At 53.8% G+C, this 13,033-nt stretch carries 10 protein-coding genes; 2 read left to right on the top strand and 8 right to left on the bottom strand.

Annotated features, from left to right (window positions below):
* The first annotated feature begins 36 nt into the window (after positions 1 to 36).
* Positions 37 to 666 (top strand): MBL fold metallo-hydrolase, encoded by a 630-nt coding sequence (locus tag FVB43_RS23195; protein WP_167864855.1) that lies wholly within the window; start codon positions 37 to 39, stop codon positions 664 to 666.
* A gap of 100 nt (positions 667 to 766) precedes the next feature.
* On the opposite strand, the gene FVB43_RS23190 is transcribed toward FVB43_RS23195, so the two are convergent.
* The 4 genes from FVB43_RS23190 to pncB form a co-directional block, all read right to left on the bottom strand.
* A complete protein-coding gene (locus FVB43_RS23190) occupies positions 767 to 1,957 on the bottom strand; it encodes an amino acid aminotransferase (protein WP_167864854.1) in 1,191 nt (396 codons plus the stop codon).
* Positions 1,958 to 2,146: 189 nt separating this feature from the next.
* Entirely contained in the window at positions 2,147 to 3,256 is a 1,110-nt protein-coding gene (ompF, locus tag FVB43_RS23185; protein ID WP_277950377.1) for a porin OmpF, read from the bottom strand.
* A 300-nt stretch (positions 3,257 to 3,556) separates the two neighbouring features.
* Entirely contained in the window at positions 3,557 to 4,957 is a 1,401-nt protein-coding gene (asnS, locus tag FVB43_RS23180; protein ID WP_133841019.1) for an asparagine--tRNA ligase, read from the bottom strand.
* 226 nt (positions 4,958 to 5,183) lie between these two features.
* Positions 5,184 to 6,389 (bottom strand): nicotinate phosphoribosyltransferase, encoded by a 1,206-nt coding sequence (pncB, locus tag FVB43_RS23175; RefSeq protein WP_159337126.1) that lies wholly within the window; start codon positions 6,387 to 6,389, stop codon positions 5,184 to 5,186.
* A 264-nt stretch (positions 6,390 to 6,653) separates the two neighbouring features.
* Between pncB and pepN the strand changes: the two genes are divergently transcribed.
* On the top strand, positions 6,654 to 9,269 hold the full coding sequence (pepN, locus tag FVB43_RS23170) for an aminopeptidase N (RefSeq protein WP_167864853.1): 2,616 nt from the start codon (positions 6,654 to 6,656) through the stop codon (positions 9,267 to 9,269).
* A 57-nt stretch (positions 9,270 to 9,326) separates the two neighbouring features.
* Here pepN and ssuB read toward each other — a convergent pair whose 3' ends face one another.
* Genes ssuB through FVB43_RS23150 form a run of 4 tightly spaced genes read right to left on the bottom strand, consistent with a single transcriptional unit; the run spans position 9,327 to position 13,033 of the window.
* The gene (ssuB, locus tag FVB43_RS23165; RefSeq protein WP_133841016.1) at positions 9,327 to 10,115 is read right to left on the bottom strand and encodes an aliphatic sulfonates ABC transporter ATP-binding protein; all 789 of its coding nucleotides are present in this window, start codon (positions 10,113 to 10,115) and stop codon (positions 9,327 to 9,329) included.
* On the bottom strand, positions 10,112 to 10,903 hold the full coding sequence (gene ssuC / locus FVB43_RS23160) for an aliphatic sulfonate ABC transporter permease SsuC (protein ID WP_133841015.1): 792 nt from the start codon (positions 10,901 to 10,903) through the stop codon (positions 10,112 to 10,114). The genes ssuB and ssuC overlap by 4 nt, the downstream gene beginning before the upstream one ends.
* A 9-nt stretch (positions 10,904 to 10,912) precedes the next feature.
* A complete protein-coding gene (ssuD, locus tag FVB43_RS23155; protein ID WP_133841014.1) occupies positions 10,913 to 12,058 on the bottom strand; it encodes an FMNH2-dependent alkanesulfonate monooxygenase in 1,146 nt (381 codons plus the stop codon).
* A 15-nt stretch (positions 12,059 to 12,073) separates the two neighbouring features.
* The gene (locus tag FVB43_RS23150; RefSeq protein WP_159337124.1) at positions 12,074 to 13,033 is read right to left on the bottom strand and encodes a sulfonate ABC transporter substrate-binding protein; all 960 of its coding nucleotides are present in this window, start codon (positions 13,031 to 13,033) and stop codon (positions 12,074 to 12,076) included.

The raw sequence follows: 13,033 nt of genomic DNA, 5'->3' as shown, positions 1-13,033 counted from the left end.
ATTCCGGCACCCTGTGGTGACCGGTAACGGAGAGTTATGGACTATCATATTATCCCGGTCACTGCGTTCTCGCAGAATTGTTCGGTGATCTGGTGTACGGAATCAAATGAAGCTGCGCTGGTGGATCCGGGTGGCGACGCAGAGACAATTAAACGTGAAGTGGCTGCGCTGGGTGTTAACCTGACCCAATTACTGCTGACGCACGGTCACCTTGACCATGTCGGTGCCGCTGCTGAACTGGCCGCACATTATTCTCTACCGATTGTAGGGCCACATAAAGCCGATAAATTCTGGCTTGATAGCCTGCCGACACAAAGCCAGATGTTTGGTTTTGCCGAATGTCCTCCCCTGGTCCCCGATCGCTGGCTGGAAGAGGGTGAGACTGTGCAGGTAGGGCAGACCTCTCTGGAAGTGCTGCTTTGCCCGGGGCATACGCCGGGACACATTGTGTTCTTTGACCGTGCAGGGCGCCTGCTGGTCTCTGGCGATGTGATTTTCAGTGGCGGGGTAGGACGATCTGATTTCCCCCAGGGCAGCCACAGCGACCTGATAGCCTCTATTCATAACAAACTGTTGCCACTGGGGGATGACGTCACCTTCATTCCAGGCCACGGACCGATATCGACGCTGGGGCGTGAACGAATCAGTAACCCGTTCCTGCAATAAACGCATCTCGGCATTGGTGCCATAAAAAAGCCTGCTTAAGCAGGCTTTTTTGATCGCGATAAAGCTCAGCGGTGGGGCAACGAAAGACCCACCGGCTAAATTACAAAACCGCGACGATGGCTTCACACAGTGGAGACATATTGTCAGGTGTCATCCCCGCCACGTTCACACGGCCTGAATTTACCGCGTAGACGCCAAACTCATCTCGCAGGCGCACAACCTGATCTTTCGTCAGGCCGCTGAATGAAAACATCCCATTCTGATCGATGATAAAGCTGAAATCGCCTTTCGCGCCTTTCTCTTGCAGGGTATTCACAAACAGCTGACGCATCCGCTGAATACGCTCGCGCATGCTGGTCAGCTCCTGCTCCCACAAGGCACGCAGCGCGCTGTTGCCGAGAATGGTGGCGACGACGGCTGCACCGTGTGCGGGTGGGTTGGAGTAGTTGGCACGAATGGTGGCTTTCACCTGACTGAAGGCCGTATCCACGATGGCTGCATCAGCAGCGACCAGCGTGAAAGCACCGACGCGCTCATTGTAGAGGCCGAAGTTTTTAGAGTACGAGCTGCATACAATCAGTTCCTGATGGCTGGCAGCAAACGCACGCAGGCCTTCGGCATCTTCTTCCAGACCACGGGCAAAGCCCTGATAGGCAAAGTCGAACAGTGGCAACCAGCCTTTCGCCAGTGACAGTTCAGCCAGCTGGGCCCACTGAGTGGCCGTTGGGTCAATGCCGGTTGGGTTGTGGCAGCAGCCATGGAACAGCACGATATCACCCGCCTGTGCGGCGCTCAGGCTGTTTAGCAAGCCGTCAAAGTCCAGCGCATGCTGTGCAGCATCGTAGTAGTTGTATTCACACACTTCCAGGCCGGCAGCGGCAAAGACATTTTTGTGGTTTGGCCAGCTTGGGTTGCTCACCCAGATGCGTTTAGCGCTGGTCTGGGTGGCGATGAAATCGGCTGCTATGCGCAGTGCGCCAGTGCCGCCAGGGGTCTGTGCGGTACGTGCACGATGGTTGCTGATAAGGGCGCTGTCTGCTCCGAACAACAGCTCCTGGGTGCAGCGGCCAAAATCGGCGATACCATCAATGCTGAGATAGTTTTTGGTGGTTTCGTTTTCCAGCAGATACTGTTCAGCTTTTTTCACGCTGGTCAGTACCGGCGTTTTGCCGGTTTCATCTTTATACACGCCAATACCGAGGTTGATCTTATTTGTGCGGTCATCAGCGCGGAACAGATCGGCTAAACCAAGAATAGGGTCGGCGGGTGCAGCTGCAATACGTTCAAACATAGTCGAAGTCCGTTAGCTTAGTCTAAAGCGAAGTGAGGACTCAGGTTACCGCCACAAGTGGCAAATTACCAACCGTTTGCATCAAAAAAACAGCAGAAAGCGAGCGGGGAAGGGAGAAAAACAAAAAAGGGGCCGAAGCCCCTTTTTGATGCACATTTAATCGCGACCGGAGTCGCGATTAAATGGCAATTAGAACTGGTAAACCAGGCCCAATGCAACGGTATCACCTGAACCTATGCCCAGTTTGTTGTCATCACCGATCTGGTTGATGATGTAATCAACATAGGTGGACATGTTTTTGTTGAAGTAGTAAGTCGCGCCTACTTCGAAGTATTTGGTCAGATCAACATCGCCTACGCCTTCAATATCCTTAGCTTTGGTCTGTACATAGGCAATGGACGGACGCAGGCCAAAGTCAAACTGGTACTGCGCAACCACGTTGTAGTTCTGGGTTTTGTTAGCAAAGCCTTCGATACCAGTGGTTGTCACGCCAGCTGCATTGGTGATGCTTGCGCCAGTAATACGGGTGGCGTTACGACCTTCAGCATAAGATGCTGCCAGGTATACATTGTTCGCGTCATATTTCAGCGCAGTGCCCCAGAATTCAGCACGGTCACCACGACCCAGCACGGCTTCATTCTGGCCGTTAGTACGGTCCTGAGAGCTGTATGCGCCAGTGATACCTACACCAATTGGTGAAGTGTAAGTGGTAGAGAAGCCGTAGCCGTCACCGTTAGCACGGGTGATGTCATCAGCACGTTCGTTTTTGCCCTGGTATTGTACAGCGAAGTCCCAGCCGTCAACCAGACCAAAGAAGTTGGTGTTACGGTAGGTAGCCACACCGGTAGTACGGCTGGTCATGGTGTCAGACTGACCGAAGTCACCACCAAATTCTGGCAGCACGTCAGTCCATGCCAGAGCATCATAACCTACAGCATAGTTACGGCCGTAGTCGAATGAGCCGAAGTCTGCAAATTTCAGACCGGCAAAGCCCAGACGGGTTTTGTTACCGTCCTGCGCGTCGCTACCTTCAGAGTTGTTAGTCTGAACGTTATATTCCCACTGGCCGTAACCGGTCAGCTGGTCGTTAATCTGGGTTTCACCTTTAAAGCCGAAGCGCACATAAGACTGATCACCATCTGAAGCAAAACCGTCGTCATCAGAGAAATAATGCAGACCAACAGCTTTACCGTACAGGTCCAGTTTGTTGCCATCTTTGTTATAGATTTCTGCTGCGTTAGCGGCACCAGCAGCCAACAGTGCTGGGATCACTACTGCAAGAATGTTGCGCTTCATCATTTTGTTATTACCCTCATTGGAGTTATTTGGACACCTGCCACTGCCGTCAATAATTCTTTACAGAACCAAGATGAGAGTTTGGTGTCTTCCTGTGTCTGCACGCATCTTTCCATTCGCAGCCTGGTTAATCTAGCCCGAAAATGCTACTAATCTCTTATTCTGGTAACAAAGAGAAAATATGTATTACAAAATGTAAAATTTACGGAACTTTGTGAACCAACTCTAAATTTACAAAAATAAAAAAAGGTCAGCGAGGCTGACCTTAGTATATATATGAATTTCTTATATTTAATGCAGAAATCAGAACGTCGCGTTGCGTGGAGTACGTGGGAAGGCGATAACATCCCTTACATTTTGTACACCGGTGACATAGGCGATTAATCGTTCGAAACCTAATCCGAAACCTGAATGTGGGACCGTACCGTAACGACGCAGGTCGCGGTACCACCAGTAATCTTCTTTATTCAGGCCCATTTCGGCCAGACGCGCATCCAGCACATCCAGACGCTCTTCACGCTGAGAACCCCCGATGATTTCACCAATTCCTGGTGCCAGAACATCCATCGCGGCAACGGTTTTGCCATCGTCGTTCAAACGCATATAGAAAGCTTTGATATCTTTCGGGTAGTTCTTCACCACCACCGGTGCTTTAAAGTGTTTCTCTGCCAGATAACGTTCGTGCTCAGAGGAGAGATCAATACCCCAGGAGACGGCGTTTTCAAACGTCTGACCTGACGCCAGCAGGATCTCGACAGCTTCGGTGTAATCCACCTGCGCGAAATCGGTAGTCACAAAACGCTCGAGGCGCGAAATGGCATCTTTGTCTACGCGCTCGGCGAAGAAGGCCATATCATCAGCGCGCTCTTCAAGTACCGCTTTAAACGCGTACTTCAGCATGGCTTCTGCCAGGGCAGCGTTATCTTCCAGGTTGGCGAAGGCCATTTCCGGCTCCAGCATCCAGAATTCCGCCAGGTGACGGCTGGTGTGGGAGTTTTCCGCACGGAAGGTTGGGCCAAAGGTGTAGATTTTGGAAATCGCGCTGGCATAGGTCTCGCCATTAAGCTGACCTGATACGGTCAGAAACGCTTCTTTGCCGAAGAAATCTTCGTCGTAATTAACTTTACCTTCCGGCGTGCGCGGCAGATTTTCCAGATCGAGCGTCGATACACGGAACATTTCACCCGCGCCTTCGGTATCGGACGCGGTAATCAGCGGCGTGGACACCCAGAAGAAGCCCTGCTCATCGAAGAAACGGTGCAGTGCCTGTGCCAGCGTATGGCGCACACGGGCGACGGCGCCAATCAGATTGGTACGCGGGCGCAAGTGGGCCACTTCACGCAGATATTCAATGCTGTGGCGCTTAGCAGCCATTGGGTAGGTATCCGGATCATCAACCCAGCCGATGACTTCCACGTGGGTGGCCTGAATTTCAAAACTCTGACCTTCACCCGGAGATTCAACCACTTTGCCGGTAATAACCACCGAACAGCCGGTAGTCAGGCGCAATACTTCTTCCTGATAATTATTCAGAGAATTATTAACGACAGCCTGAACGGGATTAAAGCAGGAACCGTCATAAACGGCGATAAAGGAAATACCGGCTTTTGAATCTCTTCGTGTACGCACCCAACCACGTACGGTGACTTCGCTGTCAACCGCGACCCGGCCGTGCAGTACATCCGCTACAGGCACAACGCTCATATAAGTCTCTCACTATTAATCTGAATGAATTACCCCGAATTTAGGGTCTTGCTATGTTACTTGCCGGGCGATGATAAACAAGCGAAATTCCGGCAATAAAGGCAGATTTCTTTAGAAGAAGAGGGAATCTGGGGCCGACACGTGTGCCGACCCCTGAGGTATTCCTATAAATTAAGACAGGCATAAAGCGGAGTGGCCGACCTTCTGTTTCGGTCGGCCAGTGATGCTAGCTGGCTTTTTTGACCAGCGGCAGGTCGAAGGCTTTGCGCAGGGCGCGAACAAAGGCTTTATCCTGGCAAATGGTTTTACCCGGACTGTCCGACAGTTTAGCAACGGGTTTGCCGTTACACTCCACCAGCTTAATCACGATATTAAGCGGTTTAACCTGAGGAATATCGCAGGTCAGGCGGGTACCAATGCCGAAAATAACATTAATACGCTGACCGAAATGGCGGTAAAGCTCCACCGCTTTTTCCAGATCGAGGTTATCAGAAAATACCAGCGTTTTACTTAGCGGGTCGATACCCAGCTGTTGATAATGTGCGATGGCTTTTTCACCCCATTCCAGCGGATCGCCAGAGTCGTGGCGCAGTCCTTGATAAGCGCTGGCAAACTCAAGGCCGAAATCACGCAGGAAGGCATCCATAGTAATACAGTCTGTCAGGGCAATACCTAACTGGTCCGGGTACTCTTCAAGCCAGGATTGCAGTGCGGCGCGCTGGCAGTTAGCCAGCACCGGGCTAAGCTGCTGGTGGGCCTGGAACCACTCGTGTGCCTGGGTGCCCACCGGCATGATATCCAGCTGACGTGCCATCTCGTAATTACTGGAGCCAACCAGCCACGGGAAATCCTGTTTCAGCGTACTGACGATCGCCAGCTGAACATCGTGTGAGAAACGGCGACGCGTGCCGAAATCCATCAAACGAAAACGCGACATATCGAGATCGGCGGTCAGCGCTTTAAACTGTGCCAGTTTACTCTTCAACTGACTCACAGCCATTTCCGGCGTGACCTGCGGTGAACGATGGCGATGCACCACTTCGCTGATCAGCGCCAGCAGCGGCACTTCCCACATGATCACTTCACGCCACGGCCCGCTGATGCGGATATCCAGTTTTCCCTGGTGATTGCGCACGCGAACCTGAGCGGGGTCATAGCGGTAACTGCGCAGCCAGTTGAGGTAATCCGGGGTGAAAAAAGGCAGGCCAGAGAGATAAGTGAATTCATCTTCGGTCAGCGTTAATGCGGACATGGTTTCGATTTGTTGCTGTATTTCATCAACATAAATACCCAGCATGTCGTCACCCCGGCAGCGAAACTCGGCGGCCACAGTCACATCGTAATAACGATGGAATACCGCCTGCTGCATATGGAGTTTGTAGGCATCGGTATCGAGCAGCGTAGTCAAAATCGGGGAAGCGTGTCGTGTCATGGTGCGTTTCAGCATCCTCTGGCGAAGAGCGTTATCCCTGGTTCAAATGAAGAAAAAGTCGCAGGAGTATAACCCGAATAGATATTTAGTGAACCCAATCACAGCACAATTCAGGCTGAGAGGTCGAGGTAAATACGTGCGATTGTTAATGAAATGTCTTCTTTTATGGCAAAGGCCGCAATTGGCAGTGATTCAACGTGGCAACCTGGTGATAACAGGAATAGACTTGAAAAGGTTAACTAATTATCGACGTGAGAAGGACTTATGACGCAACTGCCACAAGCCAAAAATCGCCATGATTATCGTGCGCCTGACTACACTATTACCGACATCGATTTGACGTTTAATCTTGATGCCAGTACCACCCAGGTCACCGCCGTCAGCCAGATTAAACGGTTGGGAGCCAGTGGCGCCGAACTGCGCCTTGACGGCGAAGACCTGACGCTGATCTCGTTACATGTCGACGATCAGCCCTGGCCGCACTATCGGCAGGAAGAAGGGGCACTGGTGTTACAACAGCTGCCTGAGTCCTTCACGTTAAAAATCGTCAATGACATTCATCCGGATAAAAACACCGCGCTTGAAGGTCTGTACAAATCAGGCGAAGCACTATGTACCCAGTGTGAAGCGGAAGGTTTCCGCCATATTACCTGGTATCTCGACCGTCCCGACGTGCTGGCGCGTTTTACCACCACCATTATTGCAGAGCAGAAGCACTATCCCTTCCTGCTTTCAAATGGTAATCGCGTTGATGCCGGGCATATGGAAGATGGCCGCCACTGGGTTAAGTGGCAGGATCCATTCCCGAAACCTTGTTACCTGTTTGCCGTGGTGGCCGGTGATTTCGACGTGCTGCGCGACAGCTTCACCACCCGTTCCGGCCGTGATGTCGCGTTGGAAATCTTCGTTGATCGGGGCAACCTTGACCGTGCTGACTGGGCGATGACCTCGCTGAAAAACAGTATGAAGTGGGATGAAGAGCGTTTCGGCCTGGAGTACGATCTCGATATCTTTATGATTGTCGCCGTCGACTTCTTCAATATGGGGGCGATGGAGAATAAAGGGCTGAATGTCTTTAACTCCAAATACGTGCTGGCCAAAGCGGAAACCGCCACCGATAAAGACTATCTCGGGATTGAGGCGGTTATCGGTCATGAATACTTCCACAACTGGACCGGTAACCGCGTCACCTGCCGCGACTGGTTCCAGCTCAGTCTGAAAGAGGGACTGACGGTGTTCCGCGATCAGGAGTTCAGTTCTGACCTCGGTTCGCGTGCGGTCAACCGCATTGATAACGTGCGTGTGATGCGCGGTTCACAGTTTGCTGAAGATGCCAGCCCGATGGCGCACCCGATCCGCCCTGAGCAGGTGATCGAGATGAACAACTTCTACACCCTGACGGTGTATGAGAAGGGGTCTGAAGTGATCCGCATGTTGCACACCTTGCTTGGCGAAGAAAACTTCCAGAAAGGCATGCAGCTCTACTTCGAGCGCCATGATGGTAGTGCAGCGACCTGTGATGACTTTGTTCAGGCGATGGAGGATGCTTCCAATGTTGACCTGTCACAGTTCCGCCGCTGGTACAGCCAGTCGGGTACGCCCGTGTTGTCCATCCGTGATGACTACAATCCTGAGCTGGAACAGTACACGTTGCACGTGACACAGATGACGCCGCCAACCGCCGATCAGAAAGAGAAGCTGCCGCTGCATATCCCGCTGGATATTGAACTGTACGATGGGGAGGGGCAGGTCATTCCGTTACAGCACAATGGCCATCCGGTGCATCATGTACTCAATGTCACCGAGTCTTTCCAGACCTTCGTCTTTGATAAGGTTTACTTCCAGCCTGTGCCTTCCCTGCTGCGTGAATTCTCTGCGCCGGTGAAACTGGACTACAACTGGAGCGATGCGCAGTTAACCTTCCTGATGCAGCACGCACGCAATGATTTTGCCCGCTGGGATGCGGCACAAAGTCTGATGGCGAACTACATCAAAATTAACGTGGCCCGCCAGCAGCAGGGGCAACCGCTGTCGCTACCCTTGCACGTTGCGGATGCCTTCCGTGCGGTGTTGCTCTCTGAGTCCAGCGATCCTGCCCTGATGGCGTTGATCCTGTCGCTGCCGGGTGAGAATGAGATTGCCGAGCTGTTCGACATCATTGACCCGCAGGCAAATGCTGTTGTGCGTGAGGCGCTGGTTCGCACGCTGGCAACCGAGCTGGAAGATGAGCTGCTGGCGGTGTATTACGCCAGCCAGACCCCGGAGTATCGCATTGAACACGCGGATATCGGCAAGCGGTCGTTGAAAAATGTCTGCCTGAGTTACCTGGCCTTTGCGGATGTACCGCAAGCCGATAAGCTGGTCAGCGCACAGTATCACCATGCTAATAACATGACGGATACCGTGGCGGCTCTGTCGGCTGCCATGGCCGCACAGCTTCCTTGCCGTACGGCGCTGTTCGCTGATTTCGATGAGCGCTGGCATCAGGATGGTCTGGTCATGGATAAGTGGTTTGCCCTGCAGGCGACCAGTCCGGCAGCGGATGTGCTGGCACAGGTACGAGTACTGTTGAGCCACCGTTCGTTTACCCTGAGTAATCCGAACCGTATCCGCTCGTTGATTGGTGCATTCGCTTCGGCGAATCCGTCCGCATTCCATGCGGCAGACGGTAGCGGTTATCAGTTCCTGACGGAGATCCTTAGCGATCTGAATACCCGTAATCCACAGGTCGCGGCACGCATGATTGAGCCGTTGATTCGTCTCAAGCGTTATGATGCAGGCCGTCAGGCGCTGATGCGCCAGGCTCTGGAGCAGTTGAAAGGGCTGGATAAGCTGTCAGGCGATCTGTTCGAGAAGATCACCAAGGCACTGAACGCCTGATAAAAGCGGTCAGTGATAAACAAAAAAATGGGCGATATCTTCGCCCATTTTTATTTTTTAGCCATGTGCATAATGGCGGTCCTGTTGGACGGGTGAACGTTTCATCACGCGGTCGAGCACTTCCGCTTCCAGTTCCGCCAGTTTGACCGAGCCTTTACGGCGTGGACGTGGCAGCTCAACCAGCAGATCCAGTCCGATATTCCCTTCTTCAATCAGCAGAACCCGGTCAGCCATTGCTACCGCTTCACTGACATCATGGGTCACCAGCAACACGGTAAAGTGATGCTGTTGCCAAAGCGATTCAATCAGATCCTGCATCTCAATACGGGTTAAGGCATCCAGCGCACCGAGTGGCTCATCCAGCAGCAGCAAGCCCGGGCGATGAATCAGGGCTCGCGCCAATGCCACGCGTTGTTTTTGCCCGCCGGACAACGCAGCAGGCCACTCTTTGGCACGATCTGCCAGACCAACGGCATCCAGCGCCGCCAGCGCCTGTTCTTTCCAGGCTTTGCCTTTCAGGCCAAGGCCAACGTTATCGATCACGCTTTTCCACGGCAGCAGGCGCGCATCCTGGAACATCAGACGAATATCTTCCCGTGCTTCATTCAGTGATGCACTGCCGGCCAGCAGCTCGCCACTGCTGGCTTTCTCCAGCCCGGCCAGCAGTCGTAACAGGGTGCTTTTACCGCAGCCACTGCGGCCCACCACGGCGACAAACTGGCCCGAGGGAATATGCAGGTTGATGTTATTCAGTACTGTGCGCTGGTTATATTGCTTGCTGACACCATTGATCACCAGCGGCGTACCGGCATTAAGACGCGCCGGAGACGTGTTTAATTCGCTCATGCGTTTTCCTCTTTTAGTTGATACGCTGGATGCCAGCGCAGCCAGACACGCTCCAGCAGTTGAGCGCTGACGTCAGCCAGTTTGCCCAGCAGGGCATAAAGAATAATCGCCACCACCACCACATCGGTTTGCAAAAACTCGCGGGCATTCATGGCGAGGTAGCCGATGCCGGAGTTGGCTGAAATGGTTTCGGCAACGATCAGGGTCAGCCACATCAGGCCCAGCGCAAAACGCACGCCGACCATAATGGAGGGCAGGGCGCCAGGCAACACCACCTGGATAAACAGACTCCAGCCAGACAGACCATAACTGCGTGCCATCTCCACCAGCCCGCGATCGATATTACGGATACCATGGTAGGTATTCAGGTAAATCGGGAACAGCGTCCCCAGCGCAACCAGAAAGATTTTGGCCGATTCATCAATGCCGAACCACAGGATCACCAGCGGGATCAGCGCCAGATGGGGGACGTTGCGCAGCATCTGCACGGAGGTATCGAGCAGGCGCTCACCCAGACGTGACATTCCGGTGATTAACCCCAGTATCAGACCAATCGACCCACCGATGCTGAAACCAATCGCCGCACGCCAGCTGCTGATCGCCAGATGTTGCCATAGCTCACCGCTGGCAGACAGCTTCCAGAAGGTCACCACAATGGCTTCCGGTGACGGCAAAATGCGCGTTGAAAGCCAGCCCATTTGTGAGGCTAACTGCCATACCGCCACCAGCAGGATCGGCAGCGCCCAGGGCAGCAGGCCATTGCCGATACGATTAAGGGTCTTACTCATTCTCCACCTCTAACTTTGCGATACTTTTTGTGGGGCAAAATCATGCGCAACATGTTCCCCGTGCGCCTGAACGACCTGCGGTTGCGGTATCGAAGGGACATTAAGATCCAGATGTGGGAACAGCAGTTCGCCCACGCGATACGCTTCTTCCAGGTGCGGATAGCCGGAAAGAATAAAGGTCTCAATGCCGAGATCGGCATATTCCTGCATACGGGCTGCCACCGTCGGGCCATCGCCCACTAAAGCGGTTCCGGCACCGCCACGCACCAGGCCCACACCTGCCCACAGATTCGGGCTGATCTCAAGCTGGTCACGTTTGCCACCGTGCAGGGCAGCCATTCGCTGTTGGCCAACAGAATCTGTTTTCGCCAGTGCGGCCTGCGCTTTGGCAATGGTCGCATCATCAAGATGCGAGATCAGACGGTCAGCGGCCTGCCATGCCTCTTCATTGGTTTCACGCACAATCACATGCAGACGAATACCAAAACGCACTTTACGCCCTAATGCGGCGGCTTTCGCCTGTACCTGAGCAATTTTTTCTTTGACCTGCTCAGGCGGTTCCCCCCAGGTCAGATAGACATCAACCTGTTCGGCAGCCAGATCCTGCGCGACATCAGACGACCCGCCAAACCACAGTGGCGGACGGGGCTGCTGAACCGGCTTAAACATCAGACGCGCGCCACGCACATGAACATGTTTCCCTTCGTAATCAACCGTCTCGCCTTCCAGCACGCGGCGCCATACGCGGGTAAACTCGGCAGACTCTGCATAGCGCTCACGGTGATCGAGGAACACGCCATCTCCCGCCAGCTCTTCCGCATCGCCACCGGTGACCAGATTAAACAGTGCGCGGCCGTTAGAGAGGCGGTCGAGCGTGGCTGCCTGACGGGCAGCCTGCGTGGGCGAGATCACGCCGGGGCGCAGTGCCACCAGGAAGCGCAGACGCTGGGTGACCGGGATCAGCGAGGCGGCAACCAGCCAGGCATCTTCACAGGAGCGGCCGGTCGGGATTAGCACTCCGCCAAATCCCAGGCGATCGGCAGCCTGCGCGATTTGTTGCAGGTAAGCATGATCCACCGGGCGGGCACCTTCGTTGGTACCCAAATATTTCCCATCACCGTGAGTGGGAAGAAACCAGAATACGGAGAGACTCATTATGTTATTCCTCAATCAATGGGTTGACGGGCCATGCCAGATGCGGCTGGAAATATCGACTTTCACCGGCATCAGCTTGCTGGTGTAAAACAGATCGGCAGTTTGCTGCTGAGCCTTTGCTGTCTTCTCACTGACCAGGGTAATGGCGGTTGGCGGGCGATGATCGAAATAGGTTGAGATCACCGGTTTTGGCAGACCCATCGCCGTTGAAAGCAGGTCCACGCTCTGTTCACGATGGCTGCGCGTCAGGGCATCGGCCTGGCTGAAGGTGTCCAGTACCTGTTGCAGAAACACGCCATTCTTTTCGGTGAACGGGCGAGTTGCGAGGTAGAACGAGCCGGTCAGATTTAACGTGTCGCCATTTTTCAGTACGCGCACGCCGCCCTGCTGGATGGCCGCAGAGTAATAGGGATCCCAGATTGCCCAGGCGTCAACATCTCCCTGCTGGAAAGCGGCGCGGGCATCCGCAGGCGTCAGAAACGCAGGCTGAATATCATTGAAACCCAGTCCGGCCTCTTTTAATGCACGTAACAGCAGATTGTGGGAGCTTGAGCCCTTCTGGAAGGCCACTTTATGGCCCTTCAGGTCTGCCACGGTTTTCAACGGACTGTCTTCACGCACCAGAATCACTTCAGATCGTGGTTTTGGCGGTTCGGAACCGACATACAACAGATCCGCGCCAGCGGCCTGAGCGAAAATCGGCGGGATGTCGCCGGTGCTGCCAAGGTCAATGCTGTTGACGTTTAATGCTTCCAGCATCTGTGGCCCGGCAGGGAACTCTACCCATTTAATGGTGGTATGCGGGAAGCGCTTCTCCAGCAGCTGGTGGGATTTCGCCAGCACCATACTGACCGAGCCTTTTTGGTAACCAATACGGACCTGGTCGGGGGCCGGGATGGCGTCAGCAGCAATCGCCTGGCTGGCCAGCAGCCCGGTTATCAGCAGGGTGCTAAATATGCGAGCAAACAATGTCAT

Origin of the sequence: Erwinia rhapontici, from assembly GCF_012271765.1 — a bacterium.
Lineage (GTDB): Bacteria > Pseudomonadota > Gammaproteobacteria > Enterobacterales > Enterobacteriaceae > Erwinia > Erwinia rhapontici.
The sequence above is the reverse complement of the archived record's forward strand: the minus strand, read 5'-3'. Positions and strand labels throughout refer to the sequence as shown.